The organism is Streptomyces sp. Xyl84 (assembly GCF_059731885.1).
In genome coordinates, this window is sequence record NZ_AP029182.1 from 3,711,119 (window position 1) to 3,728,307 (window position 17,189).

Annotated in this window: 12 protein-coding genes; 7 read left to right on the top strand and 5 right to left on the bottom strand. The window is 70.9% G+C overall.

From position 1 onward, the window contains the following. The first annotated feature begins 47 nt into the window (after positions 1-47). Positions 48-947, top strand: a complete 900-nt coding sequence (locus tag AC6I72_RS16100) for an IclR family transcriptional regulator (RefSeq protein ID WP_498001524.1) — start codon at positions 48-50, stop codon at positions 945-947. 99 nt (positions 948-1,046) lie between these two features. Continuing rightward, entirely contained in the window at positions 1,047-1,484 is a 438-nt protein-coding gene (locus AC6I72_RS16105) for an SsgA family sporulation/cell division regulator (protein WP_498001526.1), read from the top strand. 82 nt (positions 1,485-1,566) lie between these two features. Here the strand turns inward: AC6I72_RS16105 and AC6I72_RS16110 are convergent, their stop codons facing one another. Further along, entirely contained in the window at positions 1,567-3,072 is a 1,506-nt protein-coding gene (locus AC6I72_RS16110) for a YibE/F family protein (protein WP_498001527.1), read from the bottom strand. Between the two features lie 241 nt (positions 3,073-3,313). Here AC6I72_RS16110 and thiC point away from each other — a divergent pair, with 241 nt between their 5' ends. Then, complete coding sequence (thiC, locus tag AC6I72_RS16115; protein WP_498001528.1) at positions 3,314-5,119, top strand: phosphomethylpyrimidine synthase ThiC; 1,806 nt, start codon at positions 3,314-3,316, stop codon at positions 5,117-5,119. 218 nt (positions 5,120-5,337) lie between these two features. Here the strand turns inward: thiC and AC6I72_RS16120 are convergent, their stop codons facing one another. From AC6I72_RS16120 to AC6I72_RS16130, 3 genes are all read right to left on the bottom strand, one after another. Then, positions 5,338-6,201: a hypothetical protein gene (locus AC6I72_RS16120; RefSeq protein ID WP_498001529.1), complete on the bottom strand. Its 864-nt coding sequence runs from the start codon at positions 6,199-6,201 to the stop codon at positions 5,338-5,340. A gap of 181 nt (positions 6,202-6,382) precedes the next feature. Next, complete coding sequence (locus tag AC6I72_RS16125; RefSeq protein WP_498001531.1) at positions 6,383-7,495, bottom strand: metallophosphoesterase; 1,113 nt, start codon at positions 7,493-7,495, stop codon at positions 6,383-6,385. Positions 7,496-7,678: 183 nt separating this feature from the next. Continuing rightward, the gene (locus tag AC6I72_RS16130) at positions 7,679-8,791 is read right to left on the bottom strand and encodes a LacI family DNA-binding transcriptional regulator (protein WP_366727733.1); all 1,113 of its coding nucleotides are present in this window, start codon (positions 8,789-8,791) and stop codon (positions 7,679-7,681) included. Positions 8,792-9,208: 417 nt separating this feature from the next. Between AC6I72_RS16130 and hisC the strand changes: the two genes are divergently transcribed. Beyond that, positions 9,209-10,288: a histidinol-phosphate transaminase gene (hisC, locus tag AC6I72_RS16135; RefSeq protein WP_498001533.1), complete on the top strand. Its 1,080-nt coding sequence runs from the start codon at positions 9,209-9,211 to the stop codon at positions 10,286-10,288. 193 nt (positions 10,289-10,481) lie between these two features. On the opposite strand, the gene AC6I72_RS16140 is transcribed toward hisC, so the two are convergent. Beyond that, positions 10,482-10,856 carry a cyclophilin-like fold protein gene (locus AC6I72_RS16140; protein ID WP_498001535.1) on the bottom strand — a complete coding sequence of 125 codons (375 nt, stop codon included), beginning with the start codon at positions 10,854-10,856 and terminating at the stop codon, positions 10,482-10,484. A 212-nt stretch (positions 10,857-11,068) separates the two neighbouring features. Between AC6I72_RS16140 and AC6I72_RS16145 the strand changes: the two genes are divergently transcribed. The 3 genes from AC6I72_RS16145 (at position 11,069) to cydD (ending at position 17,165) form a co-directional block, all read left to right on the top strand. Continuing rightward, positions 11,069-12,577 (top strand): cytochrome ubiquinol oxidase subunit I, encoded by a 1,509-nt coding sequence (locus tag AC6I72_RS16145; RefSeq protein ID WP_498001537.1) that lies wholly within the window; start codon positions 11,069-11,071, stop codon positions 12,575-12,577. An 18-nt stretch (positions 12,578-12,595) separates the two neighbouring features. Continuing rightward, positions 12,596-13,600, top strand: coding sequence for a cytochrome d ubiquinol oxidase subunit II (gene cydB / locus AC6I72_RS16150; RefSeq protein WP_498001538.1), 1,005 nt, complete (start codon positions 12,596-12,598; stop codon positions 13,598-13,600). Between the two features lie 61 nt (positions 13,601-13,661). Next, on the top strand, positions 13,662-17,165 hold the full coding sequence (gene cydD / locus AC6I72_RS16155; RefSeq protein ID WP_498001540.1) for a thiol reductant ABC exporter subunit CydD: 3,504 nt from the start codon (positions 13,662-13,664) through the stop codon (positions 17,163-17,165). Positions 17,166-17,189 lie beyond the last annotated feature (24 nt).

A 17,189-nucleotide genomic window follows, 5' to 3' on the forward strand; every position in this document is an offset into this window, starting at 1 on the left:
CCGTGTCTCCCCGCACGGGCTGCCCCCTCGCGCTACGGGAGTGACCCTTGGCCACGGTTGACACCGCATCCGCCGAACCGCACGCGCCCCCGGCTCCCCGGGCGCCGTCCGGTTCCACAGGGCTCCCCGCGCAGCCGCGCTCCGCACCCGCGCTCCAGCGCCCGCGCGTCGGTGTCCCGGAGCAGCCGCCCGCACCGGCGGCCCAGACCCTCATCGGATCCGTGCAGCGCGCGATGCGTCTGCTGGAGACCGTCGCGGGGCACGAGCACGGCGCCCCCGCCAAGCAACTCGCACGCGAGACCGGCCTCGCCCTCCCCACCGCCTACCACCTGCTGCGGACGCTGGTGCACGAGGGCTATCTGTACCGGGACAGAGGACTGTTCTTCCTCGGTGAGGCGGCCGAACGCCTGAGCAGCCGCGGAGCGGCGCAGAAACGTCGCAGCACGGTCGTCGACTCGCTCGCACAATGGCGTGATCTGATCGGTGTTCCGGTCTACTACGCGATGTACCAGGACGGTGAGATCGAGGTCGTGTGCGTCTCCGACACCCCGGGCACTCCGGCGGTCCAGGAGTGGGCCGACTTCCGGGAGACCGGCCACGCCCACGCCATCGGCCAGTGCCTGCTGTCACAGCTGGACGAGAGCGCGCGCCGTGACCACCTGTCCCGCTATCCGGTCCAGTCCCTCACCCCGTACACGGTCCGTGACGACCACACCCTGCTGCGGCGCCTGGAGCGCACAGGACGGATGCAGCCCGTCACGGAGCGGCAGGAGTACGCGCTGGGGACGGTCTGCGCGGCCATCCCGATCACCGTGGGCGCCGTGGCCGCGACGATGGCCCTCTCGCTCCCCGCGCACCAGGCCGACCGGCTGCTGCCTGCGGCTCGGCAGCTGCAGAGCGAGGTGGGACGGCGTGTCGGCTCCCTCGCGCTCGCTATCAGTATCTGAAAACTCACTCCTTGTGATCTGCCATATACGTTCAGCAAGATGCCACCAGTGTTTATGGGGATCATTCCCGGCCAGTCGACGGCAGATGACGGGGTAGTGATGCGCGAGTCCGTACAGGCAGAGGTCATGATGAGCTTTCTCGTGTCCGAGGAGCTCTCCTTCCGCATTCCGGTGGAACTGCGGTACGAGGCCTGTGATCCCTATGCCGTACGGCTGACCTTCCATCTGCCCGGAGACGCCCCGGTCACCTGGGCCTTCGGACGTGAACTTCTGGTCGACGGCGTGGGCCGGCCGTGCGGGGAGGGTGATGTGCGCGTGTCGCCCGCCGACTCCGACTCCCTCGCCGAGGTGCTGATCCGTCTTCAGGTCGGCGGCGACCGCGCGCTGTTCCGCTCCTCCACGGCGCCCCTCGTGGCGTTCCTCGACCGTACGGACAAACTCGTGCCGTTGGGGCAGGAGGGCGCTCTGGCGGACTTCGACACGCACCTCGACGAGGCGCTGGACCGCATCCTGGCGGAAGAACAGAGCGCAGGCTGAAGCGTTTCTTCAACCGGCGGCGTGCGGTGGAGTAACGCTTCACCGCACGCTTCGGGAAGAACTCAGCGCTCTCGGGGACAGTTCACCGCTTGCGCCGTCGGCCCCTGCCGCCGCGTGCCGGTGCGGGCAGACCGGCCGCGGCCCTGTCGGTCGCCGCACCCGGGCGGTCGGCCGAGACGACCAGAGCCGCCAGGGCGGTGGTGACCGGTACGGACGCGACCAGGCCGATCGATCCCACGAGCGTGCGGACGATCTCCTCGGCGACGAGTTCGCTGGTCGCCACGGTCCCCACGCTGCTCCGCGCGATGGAGAAGAGCAGCAGCAGCGGCAGGGCCGCACCCGCGTAGGCCAGCACCAGCGTGTTGACCACGGACGCGATGTGGTCGCGTCCGATGCGGATGCCGGCGCGGTACAGCCCCCGCCAGCCCATCGCAGGGTTGGCCTCGTGCAGCTCCCACACCGCCGACGTCTGCGTCACCGTCACATCGTCCAGGACACCGAGCGAGCCGATGATCACACCGGCGAGCAGCAGGCCGCTCATGTCGATCGACGGATACAGGCCATGGATCAGGCCGGTGTTGTCGTCCGTGTTGCCGGTGAGCGCGGCCCAGCCGATGAACAGCGAACCCAGGATGCCGATCAGCACCAGGGAGATCAGTGTGCCGAGCACGGCCACGGAGGTTCGGGCCGACAGACCGTGGCACAGGTAGAGCGCGATCAGCATGATCGCGCTCGCCCCCACCACCGCCACCACCAGCGGGTTCGACCCCTGCAGGATCGCGGGCAGGATGAAGAGGTCCAGCACCAGGAAGCTGATGGCCAGCGCGACCAGTGCCATGACGCCCCGCATCCGCCCGACGACCACGACGGCGAGTGCGAAGATTCCGGCCAGCAGCGCCATGGGGAAACCCCGGCTCACGTCCGTGACCGAGTACTGCAGGTCCCTCGGGGCGGCGGGCTCGTAGGCGGCGACGACCTTCTCCCCCTGATGCAACTGCCGTGACTGGTCCGGCTGCACGATCTCGGTGAAGGTGCGTCCCTTGTCCTTGCCGGTGTCGACGCGGATCGTGGCCTTCTTGCAGGTGCCGGACGACTGCGCCGGGGCCGAAGCGCCCCCGGCGGTGGAGGTGTCACCGGCCGGCGTGTCACCGGAGGCGTTCACCGCCTTGCAGCTCACCGCCACCACCGAGGTGACCGTGGCCTGCTGCGTCTGCCGGTCGAAGCCCACGCCGGTGCGCTCGTGGGCGGGGCTCCCGCCCGGCCAGAGCACGGCGAGCCCGACCGCCACCGCTGCTGCGAAGGGGATCAGGATCGCGGCGATGACCTTGCGGAGGTGGTGCGAGACCGGGGCGGCAGGACCATGGCTGTGACTGTGGGCGTGGCCGTGTGCGTGGTCGCCTCCCGGACCGCCGGGGCGGTCGGCCCTGCGGCCGTCCGTGCGCAGGGTTCCCTCGCCCTGCCCGTCCTCGTGGCCGTGCTCATGCCCCTGTCCACGCTCGTGTTCCTGCCCGTGTTCTCGCCCGTGCCGGGTGCCGGATCCGCGCCGCGGCTCGGGGGGCTGAGGGGGGAACTGCTGCGTCGTGGTCACCGCCAGATCATCGCAAGAACGGCCGGGGCCCACTGTTCACCGCGCCATGGATGACGCTAGCGTGGAGGCACCTTTGCACACGCGGGAGCTCGGAGCACCGGGCTGAGAGGGCGCTGACCTCCGTCTTCGCGATGTTTCACGTGGAACGAGCGACGTTCCGCGGGAAACGCCGCCGGACGGAAGCCGCTGCGTCGACCGCCGAACCTGTTACCGGGTAATGCCGGCGTAGGGAGTAGGTCTCATGACCAACAAGGACGTACGCACGCCTGCCTCCGAGCAGTTGTCCAGTGACGGGGAGCAGACCGCTTCCCGTGAGGAGGCCGGGAAGTCCATCGGCTGGCACAAGGCGTATGTCGAGGGCTCACGCCCCGATCTGCGGGTGCCTGTCCGTCAGGTGCACCTCACCAACGGGCAGTCGGTCACGTTGTACGACACTTCCGGCCCGTACACCGATCCGCTCGTCGACACCGATGTCCGCCGCGGACTTGCACCGCTGCGGGAGAACTGGATCGTCGCCCGCGGCGACACCGAGGAGTACGCGGGCCGCCCGGTCCGCCCCGAGGACGACGGGATCAAGCACACCTCGCCGCGCGGGGGCCTGCGCAACCTCGACGCGGTGTTCCCGGGCCGGCCACGCCAGCCGCGGCGGGGCCGCGACGGGCAGGCCGTGACGCAGCTCGCCTATGCGCGCCGCGGGGAGATCACACCCGAGATGGAGTACGTGGCGATCCGGGAGAACGTCTCTCCCGAGGTCGTCCGCGAGGAGATCGCGGCGGGCCGCGCGGTGCTCCCGGCCAACGTCAACCACCCGGAGATCGAGCCGATGATCATCGGCAAGCGCTTCCTGGTGAAGGTCAACGCGAACATCGGCAACTCCGCGGTGACCTCCTCGATCGAGGAGGAGGTCGAGAAGATGACGTGGGCGACCCGCTGGGGCGCCGACACCGTCATGGACCTCTCCACCGGCCGCAACATCCACACCACCCGTGAATGGGTGCTGCGCAACTCCCCCGTCCCCATCGGGACGGTGCCGCTCTACCAGGCCCTGGAGAAGGTCGACGGCAGGGCCGAGGAGCTGACCTGGGAGATCTACAAGGACACCGTCGTCGAGCAGGCCGAGCAGGGCGTGGACTACATGACGGTCCACGCCGGCGTACGCCTCGCGTACGTGCCGCTGACCGCGAACCGCAAGACCGGCATCGTCTCGCGCGGCGGCTCGATCATGGCGGCCTGGTGCCTCGCGCACCACAAGGAGTCGTTCCTCTACGAGAACTTCGAGGAACTCTGCGAGATCCTCGCCGCCTACGACGTCACGTACTCCCTAGGCGACGGGCTCCGGCCGGGCTCGATCGCGGACGCCAACGACGAGGCCCAGTTCGCGGAGTTGCGGACGCTCGGGGAACTCAACACGATCGCCAAGCGTTTCAACGTACAGACCATGATCGAGGGCCCGGGGCACGTCCCGATGCACAAGATCAAGGAGAACATCGACCTTCAGCAGGAGATCTGCGATGAAGCTCCGTTCTATACGCTCGGACCGCTGACGACGGACGTCGCTCCGGCGTACGACCACATCACCTCCGGGATCGGCGCCGCCATGATCGCCTGGTGGGGCACGGCGATGCTCTGCTACGTCACGCCCAAGGAGCACCTGGGCCTGCCGAACCGGGACGACGTCAAGACCGGTGTCATCACCTACAAGATCGCCGCGCACGCGGCCGACCTCGCCAAGGGGCACCCGGGTGCCCAGGAGTGGGACGACGCCCTCTCCGACGCCCGCTTCGAGTTCCGGTGGGAGGACCAGTTCAACCTGGCCCTCGACCCGGACACGGCACGGGAGTTCCACGACGAGACCCTGCCGGCCGAGCCCGCGAAGACGGCCCACTTCTGCTCGATGTGCGGCCCGAAGTTCTGCTCGATGAAGATCTCGCAGGACATCCGCCGGGAGCACGGCACCAGCCGGACCGAGATCGAGGAGGGCATGGCGCAGAAGTCCAAGGAGTTCGCCGCGGCGGGCAACCGGGTGTATCTGCCGCTCGCCGAGTAGAACCGGCGGCTGCCGGGCGGGGCGGGGCGTGGGGTGGGTTTCCGGCCACCTGATTCCCGCCCGGCGGCCCGGAGTGCGGGGGGTGCGTGGGGAGTCCGGCGGGGCGTGGCTCGGGTCTGCGGGGCCGCTGACCGCTCGCGGCGCGGGCGGGCAGCCCCACCGGATGTGCCGCTGTGTGCGCCCGGCGGGGAGCCCGTGAGCCCGCACCGGCCGGGCGGTCACTCCGGTCGGTGTTCCGGTCCTCCGAAGTCCGGGCTGCTGAAGTCGGGGCTGGAGAAGCTCGGGCGGGAGCCCGTGACCCCGTCGCCCGGGCTGCTGAAGCCGGGGCGGTCGTAGCCGAGCTGCGGCATGCGGCCGCTCGGCGACGACGGGTCCGTCCGGTGCGGGGTGGCGGATCCGGAGGCCGCGAGGGCGTCGCGGAGGAAGGGCAGGATGCCGCGTTCGAGCAGGGCGTCCTGCCAGGCGTCGCGTGCGCGGGCGAGTTCCTCGTCGGCCTCCCCGTACGGCGCGGTGCCCGGTGACGGGCGGTTGCGCAGCGCGGTGAGCAGCAGTGCCACCCCGGCCGCGAGGATGGCGGCCGCGGTCACGGCGCCGAAGACCCAGCCCACGGTGACCAGGCTCTGGGCGAACGCCGGCACCGGGTCGAGCATCTTCAGGACGTATCCGACGAGGAGGAAGAGGGCGGCGGCGATTCCCGCGAGGACGGGGGCGAGGACCGCGACCACGGCGGCGGCGCCGGCTCCGCTGGTCTCGACGGCCTCTCCGACGGCGGCCGCGAGTCCGGCCGTGGCCCCGCCGGGTTCCGCGGTGCCGGTCTCGCGGACGGACGTCGCGACGGAGGGTGCCGGCCGGCGCAGTTCCTCACGGACCTTCACGTAGTGCTGGTACTCGCTCGCCGCGGCGGCGGTGATCAGGGCGGTGGCGTTGAGGGCCATGCTGCGCAGTTGGCCGGTGGTGAGCCGCTGTCCGACGGCGGTCGGTTCCAGGCGGTGCGGGGCGGAGCGCAGCGCCTCATCGAGGATCCGCTCGTACGCCTGGCGGTCCTCGCTCAGCAGGTGCTGCGGAACGCTGTTCATGTGCATCCCCCGATGCTCCGTAGGGCTTGGGGCTCGCATGACGGCGAGCCGTCGGGCAGAAACGGAGGGGAGCCTGCTACGGATAAGCCGATGGTAGAGCCGTCACGGCGCGCGGTGACAGGGGGTTTCCACAAATTGCGCGCCGAGCTGTGCTCCGGACCCGCCCCGGGGACCGGGCGCCGAACGGTCAGATGTCGAGCGGCAGTTGCTGGACCAGCAGCTTTCCGGCCATGGTGACGCCGCCGTCCATCGCGATGGCGAGGCCGTCGGCGTAGACGTGCGGTCCCTCCACGAGCGGGCCCGTGCTCTCCTCGCCGTCCTCGGAGCCGACTTCGCCCAGCAGGTAGGGAATGGGGCTGTGGCCGTGCACGATGCGGGTGCCGCCGTACGTGTCGAGCAGTGAGCGCACGGCGTCGGCGCCGCCCTCGTCGCGGAAGGAGAAGCGCTTGGTGAACTTGCGGAACAGGTCCCAGCACTCGTCCGCGTCGTTGCGGGTGAGGGTCTCGCGGACGGTGTCGTTGACCGCTTCGATCGAGTCGCCGTAGTCGAGGTAGGAGGTGGTGTCGGAGTGCACGAGCAGGTACCCGTCGACCTCCTCGACCGCGTCGAGGCGGGCCATCCACTGCAGGTGGTGGTCCTGGAGGCGGTCCATGTCGGACTTCTGGCCGCCGTTGAGCAGCCAGGCCGCCTGGAAGGTGGCGGTGCCCGCACCGGAGTTGACGGGTGTGTCGCCGAACCGCTTGGCGCCGAGCAGGAGGAGTTCGTGGTTGCCCATGAGGGCCTTGCAGTAGCCGCCGGCCGCCGCAGCCTCGGCGGACAGCCGCATCACCAGGTCGATGACGCCGATGCCGTCCGGGCCGCGGTCGGTGAAGTCGCCGAGGAACCACAGCCGCGCGGTGCCCGCGCACCACTGGCCCGCGGAGTCGACGAGGCCCTGCTCCTGGAGGGCGGCGACCAGCTGGTCGAGATAGCCGTGCACGTCGCCGACGACATACAGCGGGCCGGGACCGGCCGGTGGCTGTGCGGCCGGCAGCGGAGCGGGTTCCACCGCCGCCCGGGCCGTGTCCCCGCGCTGGATGACGGGCAGGTCGCGCTGGGTGGGCGTGTACGCGTCCGGGTAGCCCTCCTCGGGCGCCAAGGGGCCCTCTTCCAGGGGCGGCGCCGTGTCGGCGGGGGGCGCGCTGGGGGCGTACGGACCGGTCTCGTTCATGTACGCGGGCACCCGGAAGTCGCGCAGTGTCGCCGTCCGTTCCGCCTCGGGTCCCTGACCGGCCCCCTGAGTCATCGACCCCTCCACCATCGCGCCGCATCTGCACCGCATCGGACTGCCTGGTCGCAGCGGCCCGCGGTGTCGTGCGCCCATCATAGGAATGCGGATCGCGCCGTGTGATGACCCAGGGGTGGTGAATCGGAGCAGGACTCAGGTTCACCGCGGCTTTCGCCCCGATTGGGCCCTCTTCGGTGATCCCGCGGCGGGCTGTCCTTACTGCTCCTCCGGCGATCTGGGCGGGCTGACGGTCGTGCGCGGCGGGCGCCGCTGCGAGGAGGTGCGCACGATCAGTTCGGTCGGTATGACCTGCTGGACCGGCTGGTCCGACTCGACGCCCTCGATGGCGTCGATGAGGAGCTGGACCACGGCGGTGCCGATGCGGCGCGGTTTGAGGGAGAGCGTGGTGATCGGCGGCTCGGTGTTGGCGTAGACCGTGGACTCGCTGCAGCACACCAGCAGCAGGTCGTCGGGGACCCGCAGGCCGTAGCGGCGGGCGGCGGCGAGCAGGTCCGTGCCGTTCGGGTCGAACAGGCCGTAGACGGCGTCGGGCCGGTCGGGGCGCGCCAGCAGCCGGTCGGCGGCGACGGCGCCCGCACACGGGTCGTGGGCGGGGTAGGCCTCGTAGACGGGGTCCTGTCCGACGCGCTCGCACCAGCGCAGGTAGGCGGTGGTCGACAGATGGGTGTACGTGTCGGTCGTGGTGCCGGTGAGCAGGCCGATGCGGCGGGCGCCAGCCTCGGCGAGGTGGTCGAGGATGTCCAGGACGGCGGCCTCGTGGTCGTTGTCGACCCAGGCGGTGACCGGGAGGGTGCCGGCCGGGCGGCCGTCGCTGACCACCGGTAACCCCTGCCGGACCAGCTCGCTGACGACCGGGTCCTGGTCGGAGGGGTCGATGACGACGGTGCCGTCCAGGGCGACGTTCGACCACACGTCGTGGCGCGAGGTCGCCGGGAGGATGACGAGCGCGTAGCCGCGGGCGAGCGCGGCCGAGGTGGCGGCCCGCGCCATCTCCGCGAAGTACGCGAACTCGGTGAAGGTGAAAGGTTCATCCCCGTACGTCGTCACGGTCAGGCCGATGAGGCCCGACTTGCCGGTACGGAGTGTGCGTGCTGCGGCCGAGGGGCGGTACCCCAGCCGGTCGGCGACCTCACGGACGTGGCGGCGGGTGGCGTCCGGGAGCCGGCCCTTGCCGTTGAGGGCGTCGGAGACGGTTGTGATGGAGACTCCGGCGGCGGCGGCCACGTCTCTGATGCCCGCCCGGCCCGGCCGACTGCCTCGACGAGAGGTTTCCGCGCGGCTCACCTGGTGCTTCCCTGCTGCTGTCATGGCGAGCCGATAGTAGGGCTCATGCGGTGGGGTAGTGCGGACGCATATGCACGTCTTGGCAGGCACGTTTCTGCATGGCGAGGTGGGGTCAACTACCTAAGAAAGCAAGCTAGTTAATCGGTTTCGGCCAAGGACGTGATGCGACGGCACCCGTGAGCCTGTCGAGCCTTCGAGGTCTCGAAGAGGTCTCAACTCACCTGCACGAGCGATGCGCGCCACGGCGCAAGCCACCGGCGCGTAGATATATGTGAGACGCGCCCCTCGTTCGTACATATTCGTACATGGATGCCCTCGATGCGCGGTGGACGGCGCCTGGGAAGCCGGACAGGAGTGGTGGCCTCCGACCCATTCGCAGGGACGCCCAATCCTCATAAGGTATGGAGTATTGAGTCGGCGGTGGTCACGAGGAGGACAGCGGTGAGCGAGACGAACCCGAAGCTGCGCGCCGAGCTGGAAGGCATCCCCACCTACAAGCCCGGCAAGCCCGCCGCGGCCGCCGGCCCGGTGGCGTACAAGCTGTCCTCCAACGAGAACCCGTACCCGCCCCTGCCGGGCGTCATGGAGACGGTGACGGCGGCCGCCTCCTCCTTCAACCGGTACCCGGACATGGCCTGCACCGACCTGATCAACGAGCTGGCCGAGCGGTTCGGGGTGCCTGCCTCCCACGTGGCCACCGGCACCGGCTCGGTCGGGGTCGCCCAGCAGCTGATCCAGTCCACCAGCGGGCCCGGCGACGAGGTCATGTACGCCTGGCGGTCCTTCGAGGCGTACCCGATCATCACCCAGATCAGCGGGGCGACCTCGGTGAAGGTGCCGCTCACGCCGGGCGATGTGCACGACCTGGACGCGATGGCGGACGCGATCACCGACCGCACCCGCCTGATCTTCGTCTGCAATCCGAACAACCCGACCGGCACGGTGGTGCGCAGGCCCGAGCTGGAGCGGTTCCTGGACCGGGTGCCCAGCGATGTGCTGGTGGTGCTGGACGAGGCCTACCGCGAGTTCATCCGCGACCCCGAGGTGCCCGACGGCGCGGTCCTGTACCGCGAGCGGCCCAACGTCTGCGTGCTGCGCACCTTCTCCAAGGCCTACGGTCTCGCCGGGCTGCGAGTGGGTTTCGCCATCGCCCACGAGCCGGTCGCGGCGGCGCTGCGCAAGACCGCGGTGCCCTTCGGCGTGAGCCAGCTGGCACAGGAGGCGGCGATCGCCTCCCTGCGCGCCGAGGACGAGCTGCTGGGCCGGGTCGGCTCGCTGGTGTGCGAGCGCACGCGCGTGGTCGACGCGCTGCGCGCCCAGGGCTGGACCGTCCCCGAGACGCAGGCCAACTTCGTGTGGCTGCGGCTGGGGGAGCGCACCGTCGCCTTCGCCGAGTCCTGTGAGCGGGCGGGCGTGGTCGTGCGGCCGTTCCCGGGTGAGGGAGTGAGGGTGACCGTCGCGGAGAGCGAGGCGAACGACATCTTCCTCAAGACGGCGGAGGCCTTCCACAAGGAGGGGTGAGCACCCGCCGCGGCGTGAACCCGTCGCCACGGCGCGGGCCTCCCGCGACGGCGCGAGCGCTCAGCCACGGCACGAGCACACAATCGCGAGGTGTCGTGACCGGCACCTCCGTGGAGGGGTGTGCACTCCGTCCGGTCCTGCAGGGCCTGTCCGGCGGCGCGGGTCTCCCGCGGTCGATCCGCCGGGCGGGCCCTCAGCCGTCCACCGGCTCCACGCGCACGGGGTCGCCGTCGCGGACCGTCGACAGGCGGCGGGGGTCGCCGTCGATCCGGCCGAGGACGTTGCACGGGCCTGCGAGACGGCATTCGTCGCCGTGCGAGATGGGCGTGGGCCCGTAGGGGAGGGCCAGCGCGTCCCCGTCGGTCCAGAAGGCGACCGTGCCGGGTTCGACGACCTGCAGGGCGTCGGTTTCCCGTGGAACACGGACGCCGGTGTCGAAGTAGACCTCCTCGCCCCAGGTGCGGGCGGTGGAGACGAGCGGCAGTTCCTCGGCGAGCGCCTGGGCGGTGGGGGTGTCGTCGAGGCGGGCGGTGAGCTGGCCGGCGGGCCAGGAGATCCGTATCTGCATGACCGGCAATTCAACAAGTTGTTGAAGTGGTTGCCAAGGGGCTGACGCGGAGGCGAAGGGGGGACCCCCGGTGCGGAACGGAAAATCGGTACGTCATAATTGCTTGTGAATGTGAACGCGTTCACAAGCGCGTCCGATTGCTGCCGTGTTGCGTAGGGCATAACAGGGCAAACCGCCGCCCGCAAGACCGGCGACGTAAGGAGAGTGACGACGTGAACCTGGCTTTGGCGCCGGAGACACTGGCGCGCTGGCAGTTCGGCATCACGACCGTCTACCACTTCCTGTTCGTTCCCCTGACGATCTCCCTGGCCGCCCTGACGGCCGGGCTGCAGACGGCCTGGGTGCGGACGGAGAAGGAGAAGTACCTCAGAGCGACCAAGTTCTGGGGCAAGCTCTTCCTGATCAACATCGCCATGGGTGTGGTCACCGGCATCGTGCAGGAGTTCCAGTTCGGCATGAACTGGTCGGACTACTCCCGCTTCGTCGGTGACATCTTCGGTGCCCCGCTCGCCTTCGAGGCGCTGATCGCGTTCTTCTTCGAGTCCACCTTCATCGGCCTGTGGATCTTCGGCTGGGACAAGCTGCCCAAGAAGATCCACCTGGCCTGCATCTGGATGGTCTCGCTCGGCACGATCCTGTCGGCGTACTTCATCCTCGCGGCCAACTCGTGGATGCAGCACCCCGTCGGCTACCGGATCAACAAGGCCAAGGGACGCGCCGAACTCACCGACTTCTGGGCCGTCCTGACCCAGAACACCGCGCTCACCCAGGCCTTCCACACGCTCTCCGCCGCCTTCCTCACCGGAGGCGCCTTCATGGTCGGCATCGCCGCCTACCACCTCGCCCGCAAGAAGCACGTGGGCGCGATGAAGACGTCCCTGCGGCTCGGGCTGATCACCGTGGTCATCGCCGGTCTGCTCACCGCGATCAGCGGCGACACCCTCGGCAAGGTCATGTTCAAGCAGCAGCCGATGAAGATGGCCGCCGCCGAGGCCCTGTGGGACGGCCAGAAGCCCGCCCCGTTCTCGATCTTCGCCTACGGCAACGTCGAGAAGGGCCACAACTCGGTCGCCATCGAGATACCCGGCCTGCTGTCCTTCCTCGCCGACGACAGCTTCAGCTCCTACGTCCCCGGCATCAACGACGTCAACAAGGCCGAGCAGCAGAAGTTCGGGCCCGGCGACTACCGGCCCAACATCCCGGTCACCTTCTGGGGCTTCCGGTGGATGATCGGGTTCGGCATGGCCTCCTTCGCCATCGGCCTGGCCGGACTCTGGCTGACCCGCAAGAAGTTCATGCTGCCGCAGCATCTGCGGGTCGGCGACGACGAGGTACCGCATCTGGTCCTGTTCCGGAACAAGGCGCTCAGCCCGCAGCTGACCACGTGGTACTGGCGCATCGCCGTCTGGACCCTGGCCTTCCCCCTGATCGCCAACTCCTGGGGCTGGATCTTCACCGAGATGGGCCGTCAGCCGTGGGCCGTCTACGGCGTGCTGCAGACCCGGCACGCGGTCTCCCCCGGTGTCTCCCAGGGCGAGGTCATCACCTCCATGGCCGTCTTCACGACGCTGTACGCCATCCTCGCCGTCGTCGAGGTCAAGCTGCTCGCCAAGTACGTCAAGGCGGGGCCGCCCGAGCTGACGGAGGCCGACCTCAACCCGCCCACGAAGATCGGCGGCGACCACCGTGACGCCGACAAGCCGATGGCCTTCTCCTACTAGGCCGAGGAAGGCACAGTCATGGAACTCCACGACGTCTGGTTCGTCCTGATCGCCGTCCTGTGGACCGGCTACTTCTTCCTGGAGGGGTTCGACTTCGGGGTCGGGGTCCTCACCAAGCTGCTCGCCCGCGACCGGCCCGAGAGGCGGGTGCTGATCAACACGATCGGCCCCGTCTGGGACGGCAACGAGGTCTGGCTGCTCTCCGCGGGCGGCGCGACGTTCGCCGCCTTCCCCGAGTGGTACGCGACGCTGTTCTCCGGCTTCTACCTGCCCCTGCTCGTGATCCTCGTCTGCCTCATCGTGCGCGGTGTCGCCTTCGAGTACCGGGCCAAGCGGCCGGAGGAGAACTGGCAGCGCAACTGGGAGCACGCGATCTTCTGGTGCTCGCTGATCCCCGCCTTCCTGTGGGGCGTGGCCTTCGGCAACATCGTGCACGGCGTCAAGATCGACCGGAATCTCGAGTACGCCGGCAGCCTGGGTGACCTGCTCAACCCGTACGCGCTGCTCGGCGGCCTGGTCACCCTGACGCTGTTCACCTTCCACGGCGCGGTGTTCACGGCGCTGAAGACCGTCGGTGAGATCCGGGAGCGGGCCCGCCGGACGGCCCTGCGCGTGGGCCTGGTGACGGCCGTCGCGGCTCTCGCCTTCCTGCTCTGGACGCAGGCCGACACCGGGAACGCCCGGAGCCTGGTGGCCCTGGTCGTCGCGGTCGTCGCGCTGGTCGCCGCGCTGGTGGCCAACCAGGCCGGACGTGAGGGATGGTCCTTCGCCCTGTCCGGCGTCACTGTCGTGGCCGCCGTGGCGATGCTGTTCCTGTCGCTGTTCCCGAACGTCATGCCGTCCACGCTGAACGGGGACTGGAGCCTGACGGTCACCAACGCCTCCTCCAGTCCCTACACCCTGAAGATCATGACGTGGTGTGCGGGGATCGCCACACCGATCGTCCTGCTCTACCAGGGATGGACGTACTGGGTCTTCCGCAAGCGGATCGGCACCCAGCACCTCGCCGAAGCCGCGCACTGAGTCCGGTGAGGGGTGTGTTTCACGTGGAACACACCCCTCGGGACCGAAGGGCATGTTTCACGTGAAACCGATCGATCCGCGTCTTCTTCGCTACGCCCGGGCCACCCGGCTCTTCCTGGCGGCCGTCGTCGGCCTCGGGGCCCTGGGCGCCGGACTCGTCGTCGCACAGGCCATGCTCATCGCCGAGGTGGTGGTCGGCGCCTTCCAGCACCGGATGCCGGTCAGTGAACTGCGCACACCGCTCCTCCTGTTGGTCGCCGTCGCCGGCGGCCGGGCGCTGGTCTCCTGGCTCACCGAACTGGCAGCGCACCGGGCGAGCGCCGCGGTGAAGTCCGAGCTGCGCGGGCGGCTGCTCGCCCGCGCGTCGGCGCTGGGCCCCGGCTGGCTCGGCGAGCAGCGGACCGGCTCGCTGGTCGCGCTGGCCACGCGCGGCATCGACGCCCTGGACGACTACTTCTCGCGCTGTCTGCCGCAGCTCGGCCTCGCGGTCGTCGTCCCGGTGGCGGTGCTGGCCAGGATCGTCACGGAGGACTGGGTCTCGGCGGCCATCATCGTCGGGACGCTGCCCCTCATCCCCGTCTTCATGATGCTGATCGGCTGGGCCACCCAGTCCCGCATGGACCGCCAGTGGCGGCTGCTGTCCCGCCTCTCGGGACACTTCCTCGACGTCGTGGCCGGCCTGCCGACCCTGAAGGTGTTCGGCCGCGCCAAGGCCCAGGCGGAGTCGATCAGGCGGATCACGGACGAGTACCGGCGGGCGACCCTGCGCACGCTGCGGATCGCGTTCCTGTCCTCCTTCGCGCTGGAGCTGCTGTCCACGCTCTCGGTGGCCCTGGTGGCCGTGACGATCGGCATGCGGCTGGTCAGCGGCAGCATGGACCTCTACACCGGCCTGGTCATCCTCGTGCTCGCGCCCGAGGCCTACCTGCCGCTGCGCCAGGTGGGCGCGCAGTACCACGCGGCGGCCGAGGGGCTGGCGGCGGCCGAGGAGATCTTCGATGTGCTGCAGACACCGGTTCCGCAGTCCGGTACGGCGGCCGTTCCCGCCGGGGCCCTCGCCTTCGAGGGCGTGAGCGTCCGCTACCCGGGTCGCTCGGCGGACGCCGTGACCGACGTGACGTTCGCCGTGCGGCCGGGGGAGACCGTGGCCCTCGTCGGTCCTAGCGGCGCCGGCAAGTCCACGCTGCTGAACGTCCTGCTCGGCTTCCTGCACCCCACCACGGGCCGCGTACGTGTCGGAGGAACCGACCTCCTCGACATCGATCCGGAGCAGTGGCGGTCACGCATCGCCTGGGTGCCGCAGCGGCCCCACCTCTACGCCGGGACGATCGCCGAGAACGTCCGTCTCGCCCGGCCCGGCGCGGACGACACGGCGGTCCGCGCGGCGCTGGCCGACGCCGGAGCGCTCGGCTTCGTCGACGCGCTGCCCGACGGGGTGCGGACCGTGCTCGGCGAGGACGGCGCGGGCCTGTCGGCGGGACAGCGGCAGCGGCTCGCGCTCGCCCGGGCCTTCCTCGCCGACCGCCCCGTCCTGCTGCTCGACGAGCCGACCGCGGCTCTGGACGGGGCGACCGAGGCCGAGATCGTGGAGGCGGTGCGCCGGCTGTCCGCCGGACGCACCGTGCTGCTCGTGGTGCACCGTCCCGCACTGCTCGACGTCGCGGACCGGGTGGTGCGGCTGGAGGGCACCGAGGCGCGGGAACGGACGAGCACGGCGGGGGCGACCGGCACCGGCCGGCCCGCAGAAACGGGCACGCGGCCGGCCGAAGTCCTGGAACCCCTGGACGCTCCCGCCCCCGCCCCCGCGCCGGCAGCGGGCGCGGTCCTCGCACGGGTCCGCGCGACGGCGGGCCGCCGATGCTCCCGTCTCGCCCTCGCACTGCTGCTGGGCAGCCTCGCGCTCGGCAGCGCCGTCGGTCTGATGGCCACCTCGGGATGGCTCATCTCGCGCGCCTCCCAGCACCCGCCCGTGCTCTACCTGATGGTGGCCGTCACAGCGACCCGCGCCTTCGGCATCGGCCGGGCCGTCTTCCGCTACGCCGAGCGGCTGGTGTCGCACGACGCGGTGCTGCGGATGCTCGCCGACACCCGGGTCGCCGTCTACCGGAGGCTGGAGCGGCTCGCGCCCGCCGGGCTGCGCCGGACACGCCGGGGCGACCTGCTGACACGGCTCGTCATGGACGTGGACGCCCTGCAGGACTACTGGCTGCGCTGGCTGCTGCCCGCCGGTGCCGCCGTGACCGTCTCCGTCGCGTCCGTGGCCTTCACGGCCTGGCTGCTGCCCGAGGCCGGGGCGGTCCTCGCCGCGGGGCTGCTGCTGGCCGGGGCGGGTGTCCCGCTGGTCACCGCTGCCGTGGCACGCCGGGCCGAGCAGCGGCTCGCCCCCGCACGCGGCGCCCTGGCCACACGGGTGACCGACCTGCTCACGGGGACCGCCGAACTGACGGTCGCCGGTGCGCTGCCGGCGCGCAGCGCCGAGACCCGGCGCGCCGACACCGTACTGACCCGGATCGCCTCGCGTGCCGCCACCGCCACCGCGCTCGGTGACGGGCTCACCGCGCTCGTCTCGGGGCTGACCGTGGCGGCCGCCGCGCTCGTCGGCGCCCAGGCCGTGGCCGGCGGACGGCTGAGCGGGGTGGCCATGGCCGTCGTCGTCCTCACCCCGCTGGCCGCCTTCGAGGCGGTCCTCGGCATGCCGCTCGCCGCGCAGTACCGGCAGCGCGTGCGGCGCAGCGCCGAGCGCGTGTACGAGATCCTGGACGCGCCCGAGCCCGTGCGCGAGCCGGAGGCGCCGCGGCCCACGCCCCCGACCCCCTTCCCGATCACCGTCCAGGGCCTCACGGCCCGCCACCCGGGGCAGGACAGGGACGCGCTCGCCGGGCTGGACCTCACCCTGGAGGAGGGGCGCAGGGTCGCCGTCGTCGGACCGTCCGGGGCCGGCAAGTCGACGCTCGCGCAGGTCCTGCTGCGGTTCCTCGACCCGCGAGCGGGGGTCTACAGCATCGGCGGGACCGACGCCTGCGCCCTGGACGGCGACACCGTACGGCGGTGGGTGGGGCTGTGCGCCCAGGACGCGCACCTTTTCGACAGTTCGGTGCGGGAGAACCTCCTGCTCGCGAAGAAGGACGCGAGCGAGCCGGAGCTGCGGGACGCGCTCGGGCGCGCCCGGCTGCTGGACTGGGCCGACAGCCTGCCCGACGGCCTCGACACACTCGTCGGGGAGCACGGTGCGCGGCTGTCCGGGGGTCAGCGGCAGCGGCTGGCCCTGGCCCGTGCGCTGCTCGCCGACTTCCCGGTCCTCGTCCTCGACGAGCCGGCCGAGCATCTCGACCTGCCGACCGCCGACGCGCTCACCGCCGATCTGCTGAGGGCCACCGAGGGCCGTACGACGCTGCTCATCACGCACCGTCTGGCCGGGCTGGAGGCGGTGGACGAGGTGATCGTGCTGGACGGGGGCCGGGTGGTCCAGCGCGGCCCGTACACGGAGCTGGCCGCGCTGCCGGGCCCGCTGCGGCGGATGGCCGAGCGGGAGACGGCGGCCGAGCTGCTGGTGGGGGCGCGCTAGGGGCTTTGGGCGTGATCAGGCCTG

Excerpts from the sequence above, each read along its gene's own strand:
- AC6I72_RS16130 (WP_366727733.1), bottom strand. The coding sequence starts at position 8,791 with ATGACAGCAGCAGGGAAGCACCAGGTGAGCCGCGCGGAAACCTCTCGT.
- AC6I72_RS16120 (WP_498001529.1), bottom strand. The coding sequence starts at position 6,201 with ATGCACATGAACAGCGTTCCGCAGCACCTGCTGAGCGAGGACCGCCAG.
- AC6I72_RS16140 (WP_498001535.1), bottom strand. The coding sequence starts at position 10,856 with ATGCAGATACGGATCTCCTGGCCCGCCGGCCAGCTCACCGCCCGCCTC.
- AC6I72_RS16125 (WP_498001531.1), bottom strand. The coding sequence starts at position 7,495 with ATGGTGGAGGGGTCGATGACTCAGGGGGCCGGTCAGGGACCCGAGGCG.
- AC6I72_RS16105 (WP_498001526.1), top strand. The coding sequence starts at position 1,047 with ATGCGCGAGTCCGTACAGGCAGAGGTCATGATGAGCTTTCTCGTGTCC.
- cydB (WP_498001538.1), top strand. The coding sequence starts at position 12,596 with ATGGAACTCCACGACGTCTGGTTCGTCCTGATCGCCGTCCTGTGGACC.
- thiC (WP_498001528.1), top strand. The coding sequence starts at position 3,314 with ATGACCAACAAGGACGTACGCACGCCTGCCTCCGAGCAGTTGTCCAGT.